Genomic DNA, 24,899 nt, shown 5'->3' on the forward strand with positions numbered 1-24,899 from the left:
CTGCCTAAAGATGAATTTATGGACGTGGCAGTGTTTTGTAATCTGGTAATTTACGCGCTGGGTCGAAATAGTCAAAGATCATCGCTTCCGCTTCCGGGTAAAAATCACAAGGAACAAAAATGCTGCGCAGCCAATGGCATTTCGGATGGTAAAAGCTCAACTCAGCGGCGTGCAGTTCTAGGCGCTCGGAGAAGGCTTTCGCTTCTTCAGTTGCGTAAAACTCATCGCCCACAATCGGGTGACCTAATGCTTGCATGTGGACACGCAATTGGTGTGAGCGACCAGTGATAGGCAGTAAGCGAACAATTGTCGTCTTCGAACCATCAGGATGCTCTTCTCGCTTCGCTACTTGGAAAAGCGTCTTAGAAGGTTTGCCATCTTCAAAACACACTTTCTGCAACGGACGATTAGGCCAATCACAAATCAACGGCAGGTCAATCTCACCCTCTTCTTGCTCTATATGACCCCAAACGCGCGCGTAGTAAATCTTATGCGTCAATCGGTATTGAAACTGTTTCTTTAACGCGCTTTCTGCACGTTTGTTCTTCGCCAGTACCATCAAACCGGAAGTCGACATATCTAAGCGATGCACGACTTGAATATCTGGATACTGCTCAGTGAGTCGACTCCACATACTGTCATAGTGCTCAGCGAGACGCCCCGGCACAGAGAGCAAACCAGATGGCTTGTTTACCGCCAAAATTTGCTCATCTTCAAAAACGACATCAATCCAAGGATTGGTTGGTGGATTGTACTCAAGCATTGCCATGGGCAGGATCTCTACAGAATAAAAACGCGCTGATTATACCCAAGAGCCCTCAAGATGCATGCACAAAACACGTTTAATTTTTTCACCAATAAGGGTCGATATAACTTTTTGAAATAACGAAAGTTAACAAGTCAAATTACCAACAAAAATAAAAACAAAACAAGTTGTAAAATTAAATTGACAACCATACTGGGCATGTTACTTATAGTTTATCGTTGATGAACAAGGACAATAACAAATGGAATCTGCAGTACCAGATCAACCCCAATCCAAAATCTCCCAATTTGTACGCTCGTTGGGTCCCGGCATTCTCATGGCTTCTGCCGCAGTAGGTGGCTCTCACCTCGTTGCTTCAACAAAAGCTGGTGCCATCTATGGCTGGCAACTCGCCGTGCTTATCCTGCTGGTAAACCTTTTTAAATACCCATTTTTCCGAGCAGGCGTGCAGTACACCATGGGTACAGGCAAAACCTTGGTTGAAGGCTACGCTAAGCTAGGTCGCCCATACTTATGGCTGTTCTTGTTTCTCAGCTCCGTTTCTGCGGTGATCAATACAGCAGCCCTTTTGATGTTCAGTGCTAGCTTGTTGGGCTACTTCATTCCATTTTCATTGTCGATGGCATCACTCAGCATCATCGTGTTGGTGACGTGTTTGGTGATCCTCTTTGCTGGCCATTACAAAGCGCTGGATACGCTCTCAAAAGTCATCATGACAGTACTGACCATTGCGACATTACTAGCAGTAGCGATTGCGTTTGGTAATCCGGTAGAGCCTGTTGCGAACTTTGAATCCCCTTCTCCGTGGTCAATTGCAGCAATCGGCTTTATCGTCGTGACCATGGGTTGGATGCCAGCTCCAATCGAGATCTCTTGTTTGACGTCTGCGTGGCTAAAACGCCAAACCAGCCAACAAGAAGTCACCGCAAAATCTGCCCTGTTTGATTTTAACGTCGGCTATATTGGTACTGCGGTATTGGCTTTGGTGTTTGTATCGCTAGGTGCGTTGATGCTACACGGCTCAGGCATCGAGCTTAAAAGCTCCGGTGTTGGCTTCTCTCACCAGCTAGTCGGCTTGTACGCTGCGACTATTGGTGAGTGGTCACGCTACCTAATTGCGGTGATTGCGTTCTTCTGCATCTTCGGCAGTACAATTACGGTAATTGATGGCTACTCACGTGTCATTTCAGACTCTCAGCGCCTGCTGCGTTCACAGCCAGAAACCGATCCGAAAGCGACGTCTGCGATCATGCTGATCGTATCGCTATTGGCTTTAGGTATTGTCGTGTTCTGGGCTTCGGCATTGCTGCCAATGTTGGACTTTGCCATGGTGCTGGCATTTATGACGACGCCGTTTTTCGCGCTGTTGAACTACATTCTAGTGAGTAAAACGGACTTACCTAAGCCATTGGCATTGGGTCGTAAATTGAAGTGGTTGTCGATTGCTGGGTTGATTTACTTATTCGGCTTCTTAGCGCTGTTTATTTGGTGGAAGTGGCTGATGTAATTAGCTACAAGCGATTAACCGAACCGCTGAGATAAACCAAGCTCAGATAAAGAAAAAGGTCTTCAATTGAAGACCTTTTTTCGTGCGTTTGAACGCTGATTAGTTGTGGCTGACCACAATCAGACGTAGCGAATCTAGCTGGACCTGAGCTTGGTTGATGTAACCTGTTAGCTCTTTGATTTGCTCTTCAATCGATTCAATTTCTTCATCACGGATGTTCGGGTTAACCGCTTTCAGTGCTTGTAGACGCTCAAGCTCGGCATTCAAGCTTTGTTGCATGTCTTGATGCGCTTGCTTGCGAACTTCTTCCACTTTCTGCTCAACCAATGCGTCACCCGCTTCGATTAGGCTGTGAATGTCTTTCTGTACTGATGTCACTAGCTTGCTGCCTAGGTGACGGTTTACCGGGCTAAGCTGACGGTTGAAGCCTTCAAACTCAACCTGAGAAGACAGATCGTTACCACGAGCATCCATCATCATGCGAATTGGCGTCTTCGGTAGGAAACGAGTAATGCCGCTGCGTTTTGGTGCTTGTGCATCCACCGCGTAAACCAACTCAAGTAGGATAGTACCCACTGGTAGCGCTTTGTTCTTCAGCAGAGAAACCGCAGAGGTACCCACACCTTCGCTCATCAGCAGATCAATACCGCCTTGAATCATTGGGTGTTCCCAACTGATGAAGTGCATGTCTTCACGAGATAGCGCTGTATCACGGTCAAATGTGATAGTCGCACCTTCGTATGGCAAGCCTGGGTAGCTTGGCACCATCATGTGCTCAGATGGCGTTACCACAAGTGCGTTCTCGCCTTTGTCGTCTTGGTTCAAGCCAATGGTGTCGAACAGAGACAATGCGAACGTTACTAGGTTTGTATCACCATCTGTCGATGAGATTTTCTCAACAATCTGCTGCGCTTTCTCGCCGCCGTTTGAATGCATCTCTAGTAGACGGTCACGGCCTTGCTCAAGTTGTGATTTCAGCTCTTTGTTCATCTTCGCTGATTCTTCAATCACTTCATCAAGGTTTGAAACATCACCAGACGCCAGCATTTCAATCAGAGCATCAGAGTACTTATCGTAAACCGCGCGACCTGTTGGACAGGTTTCAGCAAACGCGTTCAGACCTTCATCAAACCAACGAGCAAGAATCGCTTGTGACGTGTCTTTTAGGTAAGGCACGTGGATATCGATATCACGCTTCTGACCGATGCGGTCCAGACGACCAATACGCTGCTCTAGCAAGTCTGGGTTGAACGGTAAATCGAACATCACAAGCTGGTTAGCAAACTGGAAGTTACGACCTTCTGAGCCGATTTCGCTACAGATAAGAACCTGCGCGCCGCCCTCTTCTTGCGCAAAGTAAGCAGCCGCTTTGTCACGCTCAAGAATCGACATACCTTCGTGGAATACAGTTGCACGAATACCTTCACGCTCACGTAATGCTTGCTCAAGTTGTAGCGCAGTACTTGCACGAGAAGCGATAACCAGCACTTTGTCGCTGCGTTTCTCTTTTACTTTCTCAAGTAGCCAGTTCACACGTGAGTCAAATTGCCACCAGCTTGAATCTTCGCCTTCAAATTCTTGGAAGATTTCTTCTGGATAAAGGTTCTTCACCGCGCGCGCTTCTGGCGTCATCTTGCCGCCGATCATGCCTGATACACGCATTGACGTGGTGTACTGCTGCGGAATGTCCATTGGCATTAGATGCACGTTACGTTTCGGGAAGCCTTTGATCGCTGCACGCGTGTTACGGAACAGAACGCGACCTGTACCGTGACGGTCCATCAGGTTGTCGATCAGTTCTTGGCGCGCTGACGCTTTCGCTTCTTCATCACTGTCGCTTTCGATAATGCGGAATAGCGGCTCAACGTCTTGTTCAGAAAGCAGTTCGGTAATTTGGTTTTTCGCTTCGTCAGGTAGTTTCTCACCAGAGAACAGTGAAGTGATAGCATCCGCAACAGGTGCGTATTGCTCTTCTTCTTCAACGAATGCGTCGTAATCGTAGAAGCGATCTGGGTCTAGCAGACGTAGACGAGCGAAGTGACTCTCACGACCTAGCTGCTCTGGCGTTGCCGTTAGCAGTAGCACACCCGCAGTGCGTTCTGCCAAGCCTTCTACCACTTGGTATTCGCGGCTTGGTTTGTCTTGGCTCCATTCTAAGTGGTGCGCTTCATCGACAACCAATAGATCCCACTCGCCTTCTAGCGCTTGCTCAAAACGCTTGCGGCTCTTACGTAGGAAATCCAGTGAACACAGCACGTATTGCTGTGTATCAAATGGGTTTTCAGCTTCTGCGAACGCTTCAATACAACGCTCTTCATCAAAGATAGAGAAGTGCAGGTTGAAACGACGCATCATCTCAACAAGCCATTGGTGTTGCAGTGTCTCAGGCACCACGATAAGGATACGTTCAGCACGACCGGACAGCACCTGCTGGTGGATGATCATGCCCGCTTCGATGGTTTTACCCAGACCAACTTCATCCGCTAGCAATACGCGAGGCGCGTGACGACGCCCCACTTCATGCGCGATGTAAAGTTGATGAGGGATCAAGCCTGCACGCATGCCACACAGACCACGCATTGGGCTCTTGTGTTGCTCAAATTGGTTTTGTAGCGCTCGGTAGCGAAGTACAAAGTTGTCCATGCGGTCGATTTGACCTGCGTACAACTTGTCTTGCGGCTTGTTAAAACGAATGTGGTTGCTTAGGAAGATTTCACGCAACACGATCGCCGTTTCTTGCGTGTCTTCACGAGTACCGAAATAGGTGTATAGACCTTCATCTTCCAGTACTTCTTCAACTTTTAATGACCAACCTTCTTGGCAATCGATGACATCACCGACGTTGAACGTTACTCGGGTAACTGGTGCATCGTTACGTGCGTAAACTCGGTTTTCCTCTGATGCTGCAAACATCAATGTCACAGTACGAGCATCCATTGCTACTCGGTACCTAAACCTAAATCGCTTTCCGTATCGCTAATCCAGCGCTGCCCCAAAGCAAATGTCATGAATTGACTACCTCGTTGTTGTTTCTTGTTGGTCTCTACCCATCCCGATGGGCATGGATAATAAGTTTAGATCTGATTCTGGCTTCTGCTATGCCAATCGTGCTTGTCATGCCACTTTGCGCTGTGCATTTTTAAGCCAGCTGAACATGATAAATCGGGCGTAGCCTATACGCAGAAAAAGGTCGCTAATCTTACTTGAAGCTGTGATTTAGGTCACGCCGAAACCGCCCAGAGGGGCAACTTTTTTTCCTGAATTAGGAATGCAATCAAATTGTAAAAAACTCATGACAATTATTAAGTTGTAAGAAGTAAATTTTACGTATACTTCTATTGAGGGGCGCTTAGAGTCATCAAACATGATTTGAGCGCATTTAGTACACGATTAGGATCAACACGGGTTTGCAGTAAGTTGTCTTGCTACTCGGTTGCGCACTAACCGACATTGCCCGACAACCTCTATTGCAAGCAATCAGAGTTAGGAAGACTGTTCCTTCTTAGCTACTAGCCAGCAAAGCCGCGCTGCGGCAAGGAGACGCTATGGGCGATACCGATCGGAAACTGTTTGTACTTGATACCAACATTCTTCTTCATGAACCCTTCGCCATCTTCTCTTTCCAAGAACACGATGTCGTCATCCCAATGACTGTGTTGGAAGAACTCGACCGAATCAAAGACAGTAAACGTGATGTAGCAAGGGATGCACGCGTTGCGATTCGCGCTTTGGAAGATCTGTTTAGAGACGCAACACCGGATGAAATCTCAGAAGGTATTCCGGTTTCTAAAGATAACCCAAGCCAAGGCACCATCTCTATTTTGGCGGACTTCGAGTTGCAGGAAACCGTCAAAGCTTTCGCCGACAAAGCCGGTGACAACCGCATACTCAATGCGGTGCTTTATCTGCAAAACAAACGTGCACCACGAGAAGTTGTGCTCGTAACCAAAGACATCAACATGCGTTTAAGAGCCAAAGGTGCTGGTGTACGCTTCGTTGAAGACTATCGTACGGATCAACTGATTGATGATGTCCAATACCTCACCAAAGGCTTCCAACAACGTGAAGGCGACTTTTGGAGTGGTGTGGACGAAGTTGATAGTTACGCGCTGGGTGGAAAAACGTTCCATAAACTCAGCCGCGAACCGTTCGAGCCGACCTTTATCAACCAATACGTGATTGATGAAGAGAGTGATTTTGTAGGACGAGTAGAAACCATCAATGAGGATAAGGTTACGCTGCTCGATCTGAGTCGTGAGCGCATGATGCATCGTCGCGCTTGGGACATTACACCGAAAAATATCTACCAAGGCATGGCGATGGATGCCCTACTCGACCCTGATATTGATTTAGTGATTCTGACTGGTGCTGCCGGTAGTGGTAAAACGCTCCTTGCCATGGCTGCGGCATTGGAACAAACCATTGAAAAAGGCATGTTCGATAAGATCATCGTAACGCGTAACACGCCAGACATTGGTGAGTCGATTGGTTTCTTGCCGGGGTCGGAAGAAGAGAAAATGATGCCTTGGTTAGCAGCGGTGACCGATACCTTGGAAGCGCTGCACAAGAACGACCATTGCACCGAAGGCTCGATGAAGTACATCTGCGATAAAGCCAACATTCAGTTTAAATCGATCAACTTTATGCGTGGCCGCTCGATCCAGAATGCATTTGTCCTACTCGATGAGTGTCAGAACTTAACCGCTTCACAAATCAAAACCATCATTACCCGTTGTGGTGAAGGCACCAAGATTGTGTGTTCGGGTAACTTGGCACAGATTGACTCTCATTACCTCACGCCAGTGACGTCTGGTTTGACGTATATGGTTGAACGCTTCAAGAACTTTGAAGGCAGCGCCAATATTCACCTCAATGGTGTGGTGCGCAGTCGCTTGGCTGAATTTGCGGAAGAGAACCTATAGTAGCGATTTACCTCCCCTTAAAAACAAAAAGAGCGCTCAGTGAGCGCTCTTTTATTCTTTAATCGCTTAACGTTTGATGCTCTAGGCTAAAAGTCGAGATTCCCTATCATCGCTCCTTCGTCGCGGTAGGGAATGACGATCTTTAACGTCATAGCTAATTGGTAGTTAATGCTTACTCAGTGCCACCAACGGTGATGGAATCGAGCTTCAATGTTGGCTGACCAACGCCAACCGGCACACTTTGACCCGCCTTACCACACACGCCAACACCTCTGTCGATGCTTAGGTCGTTACCCACCATAGAAACTTGCTGCATCGCTTCAATACCAGAGCCAATCAGCGTTGCGCCTTTCACTGGGCGAGTGATTTTACCATCTTCAATCAAGTACGCTTCCGATGCAGAGAACACGAACTTACCAGAAGTGATGTCCACCTGACCGCCACCGAAGTTTGGTGCGTACAGACCTTTCTTCACCGTAGAGATGATCTCTTCTGGTGTGTGCTCGCCCGGTAGCATGTAAGTATTGGTCATACGTGGCATTGGCAAATGCGCGTAAGATTCACGGCGACCGTTACCTGTTGGGTTTACACCCATGAGGCGTGCGTTTAGCTTGTCTTGCATGTAGCCCTTAAGCACACCATTTTCGATAAGCGTGTTGTATTGACCGTTCACACCCTCATCATCGACGTTCAATGAACCGCGAAGATCTTTTAGCGTACCATCATCTACGATCGTACAAAGCGGAGACGTCACTTGCTCACCCATCTTGCCAGAGAACACTGACGACTCTTTACGGTTGAAGTCACCCTCTAAACCGTGACCTACCGCTTCGTGCAGCAATACGCCCGGCCAGCCAGAGCCAAGTACCACAGGCATCATGCCTGCAGGTGCAGCTTCTGCTTCTAGATTCACTAGCGCCATACGAATCGCTTCATCAGCGAATTGGAAGGCTTGTTTCACACCGTCTGTTTCAGACAGGAAGAAGTCGTAACCGAAACGACCACCGCCACCAGCGCTACCGCGTTCGCGGCGATCGCCTTTTTCAGCAAGAACACTGATTGATAGACGGACAAGCGGACGAATGTCACCAGCGTAAGTACCGTCGGTTGCAGCAACCAACATTTGCTCATGCACACCGCTGATGCTGATAGATACTTCTTGATGAGTGGCTCTTTGGTCCGGATATACGCGTCCAGAGACAACAACAGTTCGGTTTTTTGTTGCTTTTCCCAGCTTGCTAATGGGTTTACCGCATCGTAGTAAGCTTGGTTATCAGAACGTTTGAATGCGTGCACTTTGCCGTTTTGGCCTTGCTGCGCAATACCACGCGCGGCAATCGCACTTTGCTTCAAACCTTCTAGTTGAATTTGGTCTGAATAGGCGAAACCGGTTTTTTCGCCTGTGACTGCTCGTACACCGACACCACAGTCAATATTGAAAGAGCCATCTTTAATGATGCTGTCTTCTAGAACCAGAGACTCGTGCCAGCTGGACTGAAAGTAAATGTCCGCATAATCGATCTGGCGCGTCGCAATGCTCGCTAGTGTGTCAGCGATGTCTTGCTCTGTCAGACCGTTTGGGGCAAAGAGTGCCTGTTCTATTTGGTTTATGCTCATAGTTAGCTCTTTTATTTCCGTTTCAATTCATTTTGAAAGCGACTGTGTTGAGTCAGCGGCATATTCTGCCTTACTTGCTGGTTGTGTGACAAATCTATCTCAGCCACCAGCAAGCCTACTTGGTCATTCAATTGTTGGTGAACGCCTCCCCAAGGGTCAATTACCATGGAATGCCCCCAAGTTTGACGGCCACATGGGTGCGTTCCCGTTTGCCCGCAGGCAAGAATCCAGCATTGGGTTTCAATGGCACGCGCTCGAAGTAATACTTCCCAATGTGCTTCTCCCGTTACCGCGGTAAAGGCAGCGGGCACAACTATAATTTGAGCCCCTGCTAAGCGTAACGCTTTAAACAATTCAGGAAAACGTACGTCGTAGCAAATACTTAAGCCTACCGTACCAATATTGGTCTCTGCCGTCACGATGCGATTGCCCGCGGCAAAGGTATCCGATTCACGATAACTGCCATGCCCATCGGCGACATCCACGTCAAACATATGCAGCTTATCGTAATGAGCAATACGCTCGCCTTGCGGTGAGAAGACCAATGTCGTCGTGGTAACACCTTGCTCAGCGCGGATCGGCATGCTGCCCACAATTAAAGTCAGTTTGTGGTGCTGTGCGATATCAGATAAACGCTGCTGAATTGGACCGTCACCCAAAGTTTCTGCGTTCTGGTGATACGCCGCTCGGTTGGCAAATTGTGTGGTGTTTTCTGGTGTCACAACCAGCTTCACACCTTGCTCAGCAGCCAAGGCACATTGCTTAGCAATGAAGTCCAGATTTTGCTCGATATCTGGACCCGATGTCATTTGAATGATGCCAACACGTTCCATGTTTTCTATTCCTTGTTCGTCAGAAGGTCAACTGCGCAATTACTTCGCTTGCTCACGCAGTTTTTCTGGCAACTTGTATTCGCCCTTGCTTCGCGAAACCTCTTTTACAGTCGGCGAATCAAGCGGACCTTTCACTTCGTAATTTACTTGTGTGAAAACTTCCACCACAGGAGAGATAACCGTCGAAATCGCCAGTACATACAATGCCGTTTGAGGCGCTACCGCAAAGGCAGTCAGCATTGGGATACCTGAAGTAATGTCTGGGGTGAAGTTCACTTCCGCATCCACCAAACGGGTATTCATATCAGCGATACCGCGGATTTTCATCTCACCCGCAAGGGCATCCATCTCGATATCGTTAGTGATAAACACACCATCTTGGATTTTGCCTGTCCCCGTAATCGAGTTAAAGGCCATGCCCTTGTCGAATACGTCGGTAAAGTCGAGCTGCATCTTACGAATGATAGAGTCGAGGCTGAATAGGCCAAGCAATCGAGCGGCGCCGCTGACTTCAGTGATCACGCCTTTTCCGAACTCGGTAGACACGTCACCTTGTAAACTTTGCGTCTTCATCGACCAAGGTGCACCATCCCAATCCAACTTGGCATTGATTTCAAACGGCGCTTGCTGAATGCCTGAGGTAATACCAAAACGCTCCATCAAATCACTGTTGTTCTCACCTTTCACCTTCATGGTCAGGTTTGAATGACTACGTTCTTTCGTCAGTTCCCACCATCCGCTCATATCCACACGGTTTTGGCCACTGCTAAAGTTTACATTCTTCCATTCAAGGCGGTTGTTAGCGCGTGCAACATCCACATTCACTTTGCCGACTTTATAGCCCTGCAACCAAAAGTCATCGATGCTCAAGGTTAAGTTTGGCATCTCTGCATGGAACTTGCGGTCAAAGTTTGAGATAAGCGGTGCCGCTTGATCTTCGCTGGCAAACAAGGAACCTCGCTCTTTGGTCATCTCATCGAAGCCTGGAATGTACAAATGCAGATGATCCAGTGAAACAGACAGTTCAGACGGCTTGAGGTAGTTCGCTTTACCTTTTACTTCCTGACTATCTACATCAAGCTGCCAGCTTAAGTTCTTCTTACGCGCATTTAAATTCACGTCATGGAACTCAATCCCACCAAGTTCTAAGTTTTGTACGTCCATACTCACGCGCGTAGGTACAGGAATCGTCGGCGTTTTCATACTCGACAGTACTGACTGCGTCGTGCTTTGAGGAACGTGCATTAAGTCTGACCACTTATCAAGACTCAAGTCATCTAGACGAATCGAGGCATCGTGCCCGACGACTGGGCTGATCTTGAAGCCACCATTGCCAACCACAAGATTAGTCGCCGTTAACTGAGGTACGTCGCCAGAAATATCGATTTCAGTCTGGTACTTTGCATTCGGAATTTGTAATCGCGCAGAAATGCTTTCTTGGTTACCAGAAGCTTGCAGCTTCGCTTGTCCTTTCTCGCCACGTTTTTTCGCCAGCGGATAAGGATATTCACTAGTTAACTGGCTAAGTTGAGCAAGCACATCCACTTGGTAGGTAAAGCCAACATCATTCAGTTGTAAGTCGATATCCATTTGCCAAGGAGCATGACCAGACACCAGACTCAACCAACGCTCACCAAGGTAAGGTTTAAGCGGGTTTACCTCCCAATCACCAAGGGTATTAATGGTTACGTTATAGCCTTGTTCCGCATTCTCACCGCGGAAGTCCAGTGAGATTGGCTGCTTCAATAGTTCAGCAGAGAGACCCGAAGTAGTCACAACGTCATTGTCGAACTTGATACGACCGGTTGCGTTTTCTAACGTCATCGGCGGCGCATCGATATCTACGCGGTTATTCTTAAGATCCGCATAGCCCCAAGCGCGAGCGTCTTTCTCGGTATCAAATGGGATATTAAGTTGGAACTCAGAATAGACCGGACCACTGACTTGCAGCGCAGTCAATGCAGCTCCCACGGAGTCAACCAGTGGCGTCGCCATCATGTAGTCACGAACTTCATTACCCGGTGCGCTTGCTTTGGCTTCAATCTCAATGTGGCCACCTTCTGCAAGCTCAGGAATACGACCAGTGATTCGCTTCGCTTTCACGCCATTTAACGTGGCAGACTTCGAATCCAAATACATGGCGTCATTTTCAAACAATAAATCGAGCTGTAAATCTGTGATGGTTGGCCATGCCGTATCAAAACTGAATTTAGCGTTCTTCAAACCAACCCATGCTTGGAACATACCGTTATGTTCTTTATACGGGAAGTCACCTAGCTCGCCATACCAAAGCAGCTTAGCAGTATTGACCTTACCACCTTGAATCGCAGTCGAGAGATAGTCTGTCAGATCTTGCCCAAGCGCTAACGTCGGCAGGTAACGCCAAGTTTCACCCGCGTTGTAGAGGTCAGCTTCGGCATAAAACGACAGGAATGGGCTTTGTTCTTTCGGAAAGTCGAGACGGAACGCACCCAGCACTTGCAGATCCGGTGTTGCCGCCGTCACTTTATCGGACCATAAACGCCAGCCTTCTTCGTCCTGCTGCCAGATGATGTCAACTTCACCTTGCTTAATGTTCAACGGCGCTTGGAATACATCTCCATACGGAAAAACATCATCAATAACGGTCACTTTCGCTTTTGCTTGCTCTAGGTTCCCCGACACCTTGCCTTGCACATGACTAAAGCCCGGAAGCAGTTCCCATTGCGTTAAGCCTAGCTCTTCCAGTTCGGCAGAATAACGCAACGTATCTAAACTGCCATTCATCGACAAGCGTATGTCTTCTACACGCCCTTTTGGCGCAAGCTTGTCGAGTAAATCCGTTGTGGATTCTGACTTCGGTGCTAATTTAATTAACGGGGTTAGCGCTTCAATATCCAATTGAGACAGGTTGAGTAACCAGCCTTCTGGTTGCCAATCAAAAGCAACATCTAGCTCTGGCCATGGTCTGTCATCCGTGCGGATTTGAAGTGAGTGACCATTTACTTTCCACCCCTCTTTATCGGGTAGTAGCTTGAAAATACCAGATTCGATCAGAAGATCATGATGGCCATTCTCATTCCAAACCAGTTCAGAGGGTTGTAAGTCGACATAAGCATAGCTCGGCTGGCTATGTCTCAATGTCAGCCAAGTATTGAGGCTCACTTTCCCTGACTCAACACCCGATTGTTCTTGCATGTAAGTGGTTAGCCAAGGCGTCACAGACACGTCTTTTACACTTACGTAAAACTCGCCCGACACATCACGCAACGAGCCGTAATCTTTAAAGTTGGCACGCACTAATAACGAGTTAAGACTTGCATCTGCAATACTTACCGTACCCTCTGCTAGGTGGTGTTTACCTTGGTTACTCCAGCGTAACTGTTCGATATCCAAGCGGCGTGTTTCACCTGAAATCGATTTATACCAAATACGAGAATCAGTGATGGTGAAGTCTTCAAACTGGCGCAGCAATAGAGAGTCGAGTTGATCAATCAGCTTGGTTTCATTTTTGCTGACATTCGCAGGTGGTTCTTTGCCTTCTGATTTCGACAACAGGTCGACAGTGCGAATATCTAACGCTAAATCATCAATCGTTAAGTCCGCAACCACGGGCTTAAACTGCAAAAGAGATTGAATGAGATCGAATTCAATATGGATTTCATCCACTGCAAAACGAGCATCTTGGTTGTTCGGCAGATTCGCTTCTAAACCTTGCAGTGCGATAGAGGGATGGCTGTTACGCCAAGAGCCAGCAACGCTGGTGATAGAAAAGTCAAAACCTGTGCCTTGCTTGACCCAGGTTTTGATCTCATCTTGGAAGTGGTTAAGTTGTGGCAATGCTACGCGCAGTGTGGTCACTAAAATGGCCAAAAGCACCAACAGAGTGACCAATGTCCACGCGCAAAAACGCCCGAAACGGTTAAAACCAGAATTCACAAATTTTCCAATTACATCATGACGACGTCAAACTGCTCCTGAATGTACAGGGGTTCAGCTTGAATACGAACTTGCTTACCAATAAATACTTCGAGTTCAGCTAGTGCATGGGATTCATCACCCAATAGTGTTTCGGCTACGTATGGCGATGCGTACACAACGAAGTTGTCTGCATCATACGCACGATTCACTCGAGTGATTTCACGTAGGATCTCGTAACACACGGTCTCAACAGTCTTCACGCTGCCGCGACCTTCACAAGTAGGACAGCTAGAACATAAGATATGTTCAATACTTTCGCGCGTACGCTTACGAGTCATCTCAACTAAGCCTAGCTGAGTAAAGCCGTTAATGTTGGTTTTTACACGGTCTTTTGACAAGGCGGTCTCAAGCGAAGTTAGTACACGCTTACGATGCTCGTCCGATAACATATCGATGAAGTCGATAATAATGATACCGCCTAAGTTACGCAGGCGCAGTTGACGGGCAATCGCTTGGGTCGCTTCGACGTTGGTGTTGAAGATGGTTTCTTCAAGGTTACGACGACCAACAAACGCACCGGTATTGATGTCGACCGTTGTCATCGCTTCCGTTTGATCGATGATTAGGTAGCCACCAGATTTAAGCTCAACCTTACGCTCCAAAGAACGTTGGATTTCGTTCTCTGTGTCGTACATGTCGAAGATCGGCTTGTCACCTTCGTATAGCTCAAGCTTGTCTGTTAGCTCAGGCACGTACTCAGAGGTAAACTCTTTTAGGTTCTCATACTCTAGGCGAGAGTCGACCATGATTTTGTCCAATTCAGTGCCAACAAAATCACGTAGAATGCGCTGCGCTAAGCCTAGCTCACCGTACAAGGTCGAGCGAGTTTTGTACTTCGCACGACGCTCCATCACCTTCTGCCATAAACGCTTCAAAAATGCCGCATCTTGAGAAAGCTCTTTCTCATCAGCACCTTCTGCCGCAGTACGAATGATAAAGCCACCGTGCTCATCACAGTAGTGATTGACGACTTTCTTCAGGCGCTCACGTTCACTTTCGCTTTCAATACGCTGAGAAACTCCAACATGGCTCGCTCCCGGCATAAAAACAAGATAACGCGAAGGAAGAGTGATATCAGTCGTCAGACGAGCGCCCTTGGTACCTAGCGGGTCTTTAACCACCTGTACAACAATATCCTGTCCTTGGCGAACCAATTCAGAAATATCACGCACTTGGAACTGTTGCTTTTCGTTCTCTGCCACACATTCGGTGTGTGGAACGATGTCTGACGCGTGTAAGAATGCCGCTTTATCTAGACCAATATCGACAAACGCCGCTTGCATGCCCGGCAATACTCGGCTCACTTTGCCTTTGTAAATATTGCCAACAATGCCGCGGCGCGATTCACGTTCTATATGAACTTCTTGTAGTACTCCACCTTCAATCATGGCCACACGAGTCTCACTCGGGGTCACGTTAAGCAGCAATTCTGCACTCATGTGCACACCTCAAAACAATTATAAAAATTCTTGAATTAGCTGATCGGTTTCGAACAAAGGTAAGCCTACTACGGCGTGATAACTGCCTTCGATTCGGGTGACGAAACGCCCACCGAGTCCTTGAATACCATAACTTCCAGCTTTGTCGCATGGTTCGCCTGACTGCCAGTATCGTTCTATTTCTTCTTCAGTCAGTGTTTTGAACCACACGTCAGTGATAACGACCACTGAGTGTTGTTGTTCTTTTGATACGACGCTCACCGCCGTCATTACTTGATGCTGACGGCCGGATAAATTACTGAGCATGCGTTTTGAATCTTCGAAACTTTTTGGCTTTTCTAGCACGTGGTTATCGCATACCACTACGGTATCGGAGCCCAATACAACGGAATCAGGCTTAGCCATCGCTAAGCCTGCTTGAGCTTTTTCCAAAGAGAGACGCAACACATAGTCTTTTGCTTGCTCATGGTCTTGTTTGGCTTCCTCTATATCAGGAAGCACAATATCAAAGTCATAATCTAACTGAGCAAGCAGCTCTTTTCTTCTCGGAGAACCCGATGCGAGTACGAGGGATAAGCCCTTTTTCACAACGCTACCTTACGTGCCATGCGCGACGGACGCGTCGCATTAATAAAAACATCCATGGCCAAAGTATACAGTTTATTGCTGCTGTCCACAGGGATAATGGATTAAATACTACGTCCTGGTTCAAATATTCCCCACAGAATATGAGAAGCTCTAGTAGCACGGTAAAAAAGGCAATCAAAATAGATTGTTGCCATAATGCCATGTTACGGATCACCAAGAAGTTTAATGCCACCAAGTAGATAATGATCGACATCATCATCCCTCGGATCCCGAGCGTCGAGCCAATCAAAATGTCCCACAACAAACCTAAGATCAGAGCGGTACCAACATTGACACGGTGCGGCAATGCCAACACCCAGTAACAGGTCACTAGGAACAGCCATGATGGGCGCAACAAATCGAGTACGCCCGGCCATGGAATGGTTTGTAGGACTAGCGCAACGAAGAAGCTGACGCCGATGACCATTCGACTTCTTAATACACTATTGGCCATCGGTTACCTCTTGTTCTGAACCTTCTTCTACATTGGATTGCAGTACTTTATGTTGACGGTCTTCATTCGGCCAAATCAACAACAAGTAGCGCAGACGATCAAACTCAACCACTGGCTCCGCTTTGATCGATGCAAACTCTTGGCGAGTATCGTGATCGACATTCGTGACTGTCGCAACTGGGTAGCCTTCTGGGTAAATACCACCAAGACCCGATGTCACCAGCAAATCACCCACTTGGATATCAGTACTGGTTGGGATGTGTTCCAACTGGATTTCATCCACTTCACCGTTACCGGAAGCGATCACGCGAATATCGTTACGAATTACCTGAACTGGAATTGCGTTTTTCGCATCTGTTAGCAGCAATACGCGTGCGTTATGCGCCGCAACAAACGTCACCTGACCAACGATACCTTTCTCGTTGATAACAGGTTGGCCAACGTACACACCATCAATACGGCCTTTATCAATCACCACTTGGTGACGATATGGTGATGTATCAACGGCCATCACTTCTGTCACGACTTTCTTCTCGTCACGGACGAAGGAAGAGCCGAGAAGTTTGCGCAGGCGTTGGTTTTCTTCTTTATATTGATCGAGCAAGATCAGCTCGCTCTTCAGGCGAAGCACTTCGCGCTTCAAATTGCGATTGCCTTCAATCAATGCCTGACGAGTGTTTAAACGCTCGAACATTCCATCAAACATGCTACGAGGCATATTGGCTGCATACTGAATAGGGGCAACCATACTGTTCAATAGGTATCGGACGTTGGAAAACGTATCTAGACGGTTATCAGCCAGCATTAAGCTCGCCGACACGATGACAGCAAAAAACAGACGCAATTGCAGAGATGGGCCTCTGCCAAAAATCGGTTTCATCTTGTTTTTAACCTGATTGCTACCATGATTATTGAGCCTTACTTGGCAACCTAAGAATACGACATAGTGTGATTCTAGGTATGGAGCAGATTGAAATTACAGAGTGAGGAAATGAAGGTGAAGCCCGAGTGGACTTCACCCTACATTTTTATTCTTCAGAGAATAGATCGCCACCGTGCATGTCGATCATTTCTAGTGCCTTACCACCACCACGAGCCACACATGTAAGTGGGTCTTCAGCGATAACCACAGGAATACCTGTTTCTTCCATTAGTAGACGGTCTAGGTCTTTCAGTAGTGCACCACCACCTGTTAGTACCATACCGTTTTCAGAGATATCAGACGCTAGCTCTGGTGGACATTGCTCAAGCGCAACCATCACTGCAGATACGATGCCTGATAGCGGCTCTTGCAGCGCTTCTAGGATTTCGTTTGAGTTCAGGCTAAAGCTACGTGGAACACCTTCTGCAAGGTTACGACCGCGAACTTCGATCTCTTGAACTTCATCACCAGGGTAAGCAGAACCGATTTCGTGTTTGATCTTTTCAGCGGTTGCTTCACCGATCAAGCTGCCGTAGTTACGACGCACGTAGTTGATCACGGCTTCATCAAAGCGGTCACCACCGATACGTACAGAAGAAGAGTAAACCACACCGTTTAGTGAGATAACCGCAACTTCGGTTGTACCACCACCGATATCGACCACCATTGAACCTGTTGGCTCAGATACGCGCAGACCTGCACCGATTGCCGCCGCCATTGGCTCGTCAATTAGGTAAACTTCACGTGCGCCAGCACCTAGTGCTGATTCACGAATCGCACGGCGCTCAACTTGAGTAGAACCACAAGGAACACAAACCAGTACACGAGGGCTTGGTTTAAGGATGCTGTTGTCATGCACTTGCTTGATGAAGTGCTGAAGCATTTTTTCTGTTACGTAGAAGTCAGCGATAACGCCGTCTTTCATTGGGCGGATTGCTGAGATATTGCCCGGAGTACGACCAAGCATCTGTTTTGCCGCATGGCCTACAGCAGCAACGCTTTTTGCAGAACCTACACGATCTTGACGAATAGCAACTACAGAAGGTTCATCAAGGACGATGCCCTGTCCTTTTACGTAAATTAGAGTGTTGGCAGTACCTAAATCGATAGATAGGTCGTTAGAAAACATGCCACGAAGTTTTTTAAACATATTCTTCGCTCATCCTGCAAAAATTTAGAAGACAAAAATTGTCCTAAATGTACCAATGCCTCGCTGTCACAGCAAGGCATTGGTACACAAACATGAGCAGAAAGCCTCAATTTCTTGCAGTTTCCTTACTTAACGCAAAAAACCGAAGTTTGTTACTGTCCGGTTAACCCCGGTTCACCACGATAAATCACTCGGTCATTACCACGATGAATACCAAACGTGACAACCGATGATGGGTTTTCTTCACCAGCGTTATCTTTATTCCAGTTGTATTTAAGCCATGGTAAACCATTTGCAGAGGCATCAAGATCTAACCAAACGCGCGTCTGCTGACGATATGACTCCGCTTCTTTGGCCGTTACCGTTCGAGAGTAACCTTCAGAAACTTTACCACCAGCTCCTAATGTGACCGCCTTAGGGGCTGCATCAGTACCTGTTGGCCAAATATGCGCTTCAGCAGCAGTGACACCTTTCACATCGGTTTGGCTGTCATGAGGGTTGGCGACAAAGCGGCTACCATTCCAGTATTCAACTCGGAGTGGCACATGTAATGTCGAACCTTGGTTACCACCGACATCATCTAGGTCGACACGACCAAAGCGAATGTCTGGTTGCGGGGCCAAAACTGAATCACTCTCGATTACCGTCACAGGGTCCTTACTAGCACTTGAGCCTGTGATTGAAATTAATGTGTCCTTACCTTGCTCAAACAAGTTGAAAGGCCCATCAGGGTAATGAGATCCACTTCCCTTCGCTACAAGCAAACCATCACTACTTGACCCCGTATAAATACCTACACTTCTAGAATCCACAAGCGACTGACCAGAGTTTTCCTTCCATGTTCCGCTGTAAGTCTTAACAGAAGAGAAACGAGACGTGTAAGAGCCACTCTCATACAAATTGAATTTCGCTAGCAAAGAATCGTCGAAATACGAGTAGTTAGTCAGCGCTCCTTTACTAGTATTTAGAGCCTCCACATAGAACTTACTCACTCCAAATGGCTGGTTCATATAAGCAAAACTCTGCCCATTGGGATAATCCCAGTCCGCATTTTCATCTGGGTAAACTTTAAAGTATTTAGGGTAGATTCGACCAATGACGCCTTTCGCGGGCTCAATCACAAACGCTTTACTGCCCAAGTAAGCTTCTGGCGGCGTTACTGTAAACTCAAACGCACCGACCTCGGAGACACTTTGCTCAATCGAATCTTTTGCATTTGTTGGCGTATCATGATCATACACATCCTTACCTAAAACCCCGGCTGACAAAGCGCCAGTCGTTGGATAAGTCACTTTATGAGCGACAGATAGCCCTTCTTGCTGATAGTTTTTCGCCAATGCTCCACCAAACTGATGCGCTGTTACGAACATATTGAAAGGTTCACCAGCAGCAACGAAGCCTTTAGTACAAGAACCTGAGCCACATTGTCCACCATCGGTTGACAGCGTTAAATAAGCAGGAAAACTAACAAAACTATTTTGGCCTAATGAGTCCTGCTCATCTTTTATTTTTGCCTTTAGCGCGACTTTTCCTGCTTCTGGGTATCTTAGGTTGAAATACGCCTTGCCCTGACTGTTAAAATAAACGTTATTTACATTAACAGTAGCACCGACCCCAACAGCAACCTCATTACTGAACGAACCATTCTGTTTTATAAATGAAACATACGTTGGTACAGATACCGCGTTATTTGCTGGCTCAATTCTTTCCAATGACAGCTGAACGTCTCGGCTTTCACCTTTCCCACCTTGCTGACTTGAAGAGCTACAAAACTCCAAGTAAGGCGAGTTTTGGCTGCCATACTGTGGCTGGCCTCGCTCACTAAAGAATGGCTTACCCGCCACTTTGTCTGGAATATTCACACCTAGCGCAGCGGAGTTAAATAAAATATTACAGTTCTGCTCCGACAAAGGCCCACCAGCAATACGACACTTCGCACCTTCAAAGCCAAACTGCGGTACAGAGCTACTTGCAATACCAAGCTTGGCTGACCCAGACTGAAAGGCTTGAAGCTTCAATGAGATAGAATCCGAAAACGTTACTCTATCACCACCTTCCCATGCTACAAGAGAATCAGATTGAGGTAATAAGGAAACCGTCACTGGCTCAACAACAGCTCCTGGATTCGCATTCAATATTGAAGAAGGATAAGTTTTTGAACAAGATTCATCCATACAGGCACGAAGCGTAACTTCAGATGCCTGACAAATACTTCCTGTCCCTGCGTAATCAAATTCAAAATGATGAATGCCGTCCGTTATTTTTTGATACTTGTCGGCACATACTTGGAAGTTATCCATTTCATGTGTGTTTGTAAGTGCCCCCGTGGAAGCAGTAACTGAAATACGGAAGTTTTCTGGTGTGTAATGGAAGTTTCCTTCAGTTAATACATCAAAATCACTAATTACTGTACGCCATTGCCCATTAACTCCAACCTTTCGCTGTACGGATAGAGTAATCGCTCCCGAATTACGAGAGTTCAAAATAACCTTGTAACGATGAGGAGTGCTCGAACGATTATCTAACGGTTGGTTAAACTGCTTTCCTTTGATGTACTTGTAACCTTTTAGCCATTTACCGTTGTTGTCTTTAATGCCTGCACCACGCACGCCAACGCTGTTTGCAGAGCCATGACTAGCAAGGTTTTCCCCACCTTCTCGGTAAAAGTTGCCGTATTCATCGATACCTATGCCTAACCATCCACCAGCAAAGCCCTCTACATCATGAGACACCTCACCAGAGTGGTTTTTGTGTAGTTTCATACCATAGCCCAATGGCCCGCCGAAAGCCCCTGTTTGCGGAGGCACATTAGCATCAGAGATAACCAAAGCAACGCCATCTGCACCATTATAGCCACCACCATAAGCAAAGTGATCGAACTCAATTTCTAAGTAGTTCTCATCGGACGGGAACAAGTAGTTGTAAGCAGAAGCTGTCGCTTGACGAGCTCTATTATCATTGAGTCGAAATCGTCCATTAACTACTTGTGGCTTAACGCTGCTGCCATAACCAATAACAGACCAGTTATCAACATTAGATGCACTGAACGTTTCCATTGGAAGTAAATTACATTGCTGGACTGGAGGCTCCACAGGGCACGAATAATCAGGCTTTTGAATCACGACATTTTTCTTCATTGTCAAATGACGCGCCGTTACTGAACCATGCACCGTAATTGGGTTATTGAAATTGACAGTATCGGCTAAGATAAACCCATAGAATTGTTCAGATTTTGTTTGAAAATTCACTAACGCATTTGGTGCATAAATTGTCGCGTAGTAGTTTGTTGTGACATCAATAGGATTAGAGAAAACAACTGAGTTACCACTCACGTTGATTCTGGAGTTGTTATAAAAAGAATACTTAGTGTGCCCAACATGCTCCCAACGTTCAAAAGTGATGGTAGAGTCTTGAGGAATAACAATTCTCAAGTCATCGCTAGGCCCCGCTTCTGCTTTAAAATTACGAATGTTGGTACCGTCGGGTAAAATCACCTTTACTTGCTCAAAAGGTGAGTTGTTTTGACTTATCCATAAGCTATCAAGATTCTTTTCGATTTTAATCTCGATTCCACTCTTACCGTTTACATCGTAGCGTGTTGCACTACACAAATTAGTATTGTCACACTTATAGCCGATATTATGAGCCTCTAACGATAATGAACGGTCACCAAAGTCGGTAGGAACACCTGTAGGTTCAGACGCTTTTCTCGCCTCTAGATGCGCATCATTATTACCGACATCACACCCCGTATCACTTCCACAAATAGGGGAACGATACAATCTATCTCGAGCATCATCTACGTTCGCTTTATCAAAACCCGCCAAGATGTACTGAGGTTTATTCGGCTGTTGAGCATTCGGAGAGTAGTAAAATAAATCTTCTTTATTTGTGACTGTATAGTAGCTCTTGTACTCTTCAGACCACCCGAGCGCACGCGCACTTTTATTTGGTACATTAAGCGTGTTCTCAGTGTAACCTTTCATCCCTTGAATTGGCTGAGGAAAGTACTGACATACATCATCTGGCACTTCAGGCTCTACTGGATCGGGAGTACTACCGCTACAATCAACTTGACTCGGGCTTCCCTGATCATACAAAGTCAACTTACCATTTTTTAAATCTACATCATTCTTAACGTCAATGAGTTGCCATTCACTGTCTCCGGCAAACTTGCGATAATATTTTAACGTTCCAGAATTATGGCTAACTTGATGCTCAAGACGAATATTATAGGGTTGGCCTGCTAGTAAATTAGGCTCATCGAAGTAGTAGTTTGCATTGCCATATTCATAGCCATTATACCAAAGTACTTCTCGAGGATGTGAACCACTATGATCGAGATACACATAGCTATTTGATGCTGGGCCAACCACATTAAAGGTTACAGTAAAGTCTTGATTACCCCAGACATCACACGTCCCAGCCTGAACAGGAGCGTTCAGCAAGCAAGCAAGTATTGGAATGATGATTGATATTATTTTTTTCATTATATGATTTACTCCCTAACCCAAATCTCTTGTTGTCGCTGTACTTGTGCAACCCCGGAACCACAGATTGCTGTGGCTTGCACTCTAAATAGAGATTCAGCTTCAGAGGTACCTGCATTGAAGGTACCAATGTTTGAACATGTCATAGCACTTAATTGACAGCCAGTGCCTTGTGTAACATTTGGTGTAGCGCCACTTACCGTGTTAGCACAAAAGTTGGCTACATCAGGATTCGTATCGTTTAAAGGATATAGCTGAGTCAGTGCCCACTCATTGGCAGATTGCGCAATAAACCAAGCTTTAGTGCCTAGAAATTCGCGAGTCAACGTACTCTGATTTGACCAACTCACCTTCATTAGAGATGCAGCTAAATAGCCCATCACAATGATGACGAACAAAACGACGATCAGGACATTGCCTTGCTGAGCATTTTTACGGAACATTGAGCACCTGCACGTCTTGTTGGTAAACACTACGCTCCCCGTTTTGAGTGAACTCTAAGTTGATATGCACGATACCGCCACGTTGAAGTGTTGGCTCGAGGTAGTGCATATTACTCGTCGAAGTATCGACACTGTCCGCAACCGTAATGCCATTACGCGTGACGCGCTTGTTGTCGAAACAATAGCGAACTTCTGAATTGTTCTGGTAGATGTAATGACGGCTAGAAATAGAAGTGCCACCAATCGTACTTGCTGCACCACTGACAACAAAAACATCGCCAGTTTTGGCTAAACCGCCGACCGCGAAACTCTGTGGAGAGGCAGATTGTAAGTCTTCGTAGCGACTTGGGTTAATCACCATCCAACGGTTAGCAGGCATGGGGTTTAACGTAGAGTCATTACCGAGTAAAAACTCCAAGTCATTATTCGTCAGAGTATAAAAGCCTGAATACTCAATCGGCACAAATTCCAAACAGTTTGCTGCACCTGCAGGTACATGAAAGCTATTTGGAACAGCGTGACGAATTTCACGAGACATTTTTTCTAATACAAACTGCGCTTGAGTTTGCATTCGCTGACGATCAATCGTATCCGCATAGCCTTTCATGCCCAACTGCACGTAGCCTGCAATGCCAAGCATGATAAAGCTGCCGATAACGATCGTAACGATCATTTCCATTAAGGTGAAACCACGAGTTTTCATCAGTAGTTACCTCGTATGGCGGTAAGTGTGAGCGGCTGAGCATTACTCGCAAAGATTCTCACTGTGACTTTTTTATAGTTAGTGATGCCTGTCGGTGGCGTGGCGCTCAGATCATCATATGCCACGCTAACTTCAACTCGGAAGTTACGGTACTTATCTTCGCTACTTGCGCCCAAGATATCTGAAATATTACCTCGGCTCGTCTCTTGGCATTGAGCAACCGTCGTTGGCGTACTCCAACAACCGATGTAATCATCGACATCGTCAAAATCTTCGGGAATAGACTCACCAGAGTCAGGACCGAGATTGGCTGGTAGGGTGCAGGAAGTCGAGTTCTCACCACAACGAAATAGACCGCCATCAAAGTCGCTGTTCTCGTCAAAACCACGAGCCAAAATTTGCGACATAAAGCTTTGCCCAAGCGCGGTTGCTCGGGTTTGGTAATGTGGCATTGCAGAGTCGCGAATTTGAGGTACAAGGAAGGAGGTAAATGCCACCATCGCAATGCCCATCAGGACAATAGCAATGATCATCTCAATAAGCGTCATACCGAGTTGCTTTCTCATGAGCATGAGCCCTCAGAGACATAACCTTGAGAGTTAATCAGCACTCGACATTGGCTTTGACCATTTACATCGCGGATAAGAATAGACACACCATCGGAAGCAGCACTCAATGGATTCCCTAATAAATCAAAGCTAATTGGACTTGTTGCTCCAGTTAGGCTAAATGTTGCAGCAGAATCTTCAACCAAGTCACTGCGAGCGTCCTTCGCGTTACCACTCATCAAACAAGCCGCAACTGAACCGATACAACTAGAGGAAACTTGTAATTGGAAATTGGTATCCGTGGTTGAGGTATTTGACTGCATGCGGTTCACCTGTACTTGGCGAATCACTGAAATAGCCTGCTCTTGAAGCGCAAACGCGGAAACACTGCCCTTGCCCATAAAGCGGCTAGCAGCGTAGAGAGAAAGAATGGAAAGGAGGACGATCACTAGGATCAGCTCCATTAATGTAAACCCTAATGCAGAGCTGCGAATTTTCATAACCCAACCTTAGGCTTA

At 46.7% G+C, this 24,899-nt stretch carries 15 protein-coding genes and 2 pseudogenes; 2 read left to right on the forward strand and 15 right to left on the reverse strand.

What is annotated here, in order from left to right; all coding sequences use genetic code 11:
* Positions 1-16: 16 nt before the first annotated feature.
* The gene (gene rluA, locus KHO06_RS14750; RefSeq protein WP_081234489.1) at positions 17-769 is read right to left on the reverse strand and encodes a bifunctional tRNA pseudouridine(32) synthase/23S rRNA pseudouridine(746) synthase RluA; all 753 of its coding nucleotides are present in this window, start codon (positions 767-769) and stop codon (positions 17-19) included.
* Positions 770-1,007: 238 nt separating this feature from the next.
* Here rluA and KHO06_RS14755 point away from each other — a divergent pair, with 238 nt between their 5' ends.
* Positions 1,008-2,273 carry a divalent metal cation transporter gene (locus tag KHO06_RS14755; RefSeq protein ID WP_212581806.1) on the forward strand — a complete coding sequence of 422 codons (1,266 nt, stop codon included), beginning with the start codon at positions 1,008-1,010 and terminating at the stop codon, positions 2,271-2,273.
* 99 nt (positions 2,274-2,372) lie between these two features.
* Here the strand turns inward: KHO06_RS14755 and rapA are convergent.
* A pseudogene (gene rapA, locus KHO06_RS14760) lies at positions 2,373-5,281 on the reverse strand (RNA polymerase-associated protein RapA).
* A 537-nt stretch (positions 5,282-5,818) separates the two neighbouring features.
* Between rapA and KHO06_RS14765 the strand changes: the two are divergent.
* On the forward strand, positions 5,819-7,195 hold the full coding sequence (locus KHO06_RS14765; protein WP_005536807.1) for a PhoH family protein: 1,377 nt from the start codon (positions 5,819-5,821) through the stop codon (positions 7,193-7,195).
* A gap of 172 nt (positions 7,196-7,367) precedes the next feature.
* Here the strand turns inward: KHO06_RS14765 and tldD are convergent.
* The 13 genes and pseudogenes from tldD to KHO06_RS14830 form a co-directional block, all read right to left on the reverse strand.
* Positions 7,368-8,812: pseudogene (gene tldD / locus KHO06_RS14770) on the reverse strand (metalloprotease TldD).
* 11 nt (positions 8,813-8,823) lie between these two features.
* Entirely contained in the window at positions 8,824-9,645 is an 822-nt protein-coding gene (locus KHO06_RS14775; RefSeq protein WP_212581807.1) for a carbon-nitrogen hydrolase family protein, read from the reverse strand.
* Between the two features lie 39 nt (positions 9,646-9,684).
* Entirely contained in the window at positions 9,685-13,563 is a 3,879-nt protein-coding gene (locus tag KHO06_RS14780) for a YhdP family protein (protein WP_212581808.1), read from the reverse strand.
* A gap of 11 nt (positions 13,564-13,574) precedes the next feature.
* The gene (rng, locus tag KHO06_RS14785) at positions 13,575-15,044 is read right to left on the reverse strand and encodes a ribonuclease G (RefSeq protein WP_005432792.1); all 1,470 of its coding nucleotides are present in this window, start codon (positions 15,042-15,044) and stop codon (positions 13,575-13,577) included.
* An 18-nt stretch (positions 15,045-15,062) separates the two neighbouring features.
* Positions 15,063-15,632, reverse strand: a complete 570-nt coding sequence (locus tag KHO06_RS14790) for a Maf family protein (RefSeq protein ID WP_029388804.1) — start codon at positions 15,630-15,632, stop codon at positions 15,063-15,065.
* 4 nt (positions 15,633-15,636) lie between these two features.
* Positions 15,637-16,125 carry a rod shape-determining protein MreD gene (mreD, locus tag KHO06_RS14795; protein ID WP_005432825.1) on the reverse strand — a complete coding sequence of 163 codons (489 nt, stop codon included), beginning with the start codon at positions 16,123-16,125 and terminating at the stop codon, positions 15,637-15,639.
* Positions 16,115-17,005, reverse strand: a complete 891-nt coding sequence (gene mreC / locus KHO06_RS14800) for a rod shape-determining protein MreC (protein ID WP_005432808.1) — start codon at positions 17,003-17,005, stop codon at positions 16,115-16,117. Before mreC ends, mreD begins: the two co-directional genes overlap by 11 nt.
* Before the next feature lie 148 nt (positions 17,006-17,153).
* Positions 17,154-18,197 carry a rod shape-determining protein gene (locus tag KHO06_RS14805; protein WP_005381144.1) on the reverse strand — a complete coding sequence of 348 codons (1,044 nt, stop codon included), beginning with the start codon at positions 18,195-18,197 and terminating at the stop codon, positions 17,154-17,156.
* A 152-nt stretch (positions 18,198-18,349) separates the two neighbouring features.
* On the reverse strand, positions 18,350-22,687 hold the full coding sequence (locus KHO06_RS14810) for a DUF6701 domain-containing protein (protein WP_212581809.1): 4,338 nt from the start codon (positions 22,685-22,687) through the stop codon (positions 18,350-18,352).
* Positions 22,688-22,695: 8 nt separating this feature from the next.
* Complete coding sequence (locus tag KHO06_RS14815) at positions 22,696-23,130, reverse strand: hypothetical protein (protein ID WP_031848476.1); 435 nt, start codon at positions 23,128-23,130, stop codon at positions 22,696-22,698.
* Positions 23,120-23,833 (reverse strand): prepilin-type N-terminal cleavage/methylation domain-containing protein, encoded by a 714-nt coding sequence (locus KHO06_RS14820; RefSeq protein ID WP_212581810.1) that lies wholly within the window; start codon positions 23,831-23,833, stop codon positions 23,120-23,122. The genes KHO06_RS14815 and KHO06_RS14820 overlap by 11 nt, the downstream gene beginning before the upstream one ends.
* A complete protein-coding gene (locus tag KHO06_RS14825; RefSeq protein ID WP_212581811.1) occupies positions 23,833-24,399 on the reverse strand; it encodes a type II secretion system protein in 567 nt (188 codons plus the stop codon). The genes KHO06_RS14820 and KHO06_RS14825 overlap by 1 nt, the downstream gene beginning before the upstream one ends.
* A complete protein-coding gene (locus KHO06_RS14830) occupies positions 24,396-24,881 on the reverse strand; it encodes a type II secretion system protein (protein ID WP_212581812.1) in 486 nt (161 codons plus the stop codon). Before KHO06_RS14830 ends, KHO06_RS14825 begins: the two co-directional genes overlap by 4 nt.
* Positions 24,882-24,899: the final 18 nt, after the last annotated feature.

The sequence above is a fragment of the Vibrio sp. B1FIG11 genome (assembly GCF_905175335.1).
Taxonomy (GTDB): Bacteria; Pseudomonadota; Gammaproteobacteria; order Enterobacterales; family Vibrionaceae; genus Vibrio; species Vibrio campbellii.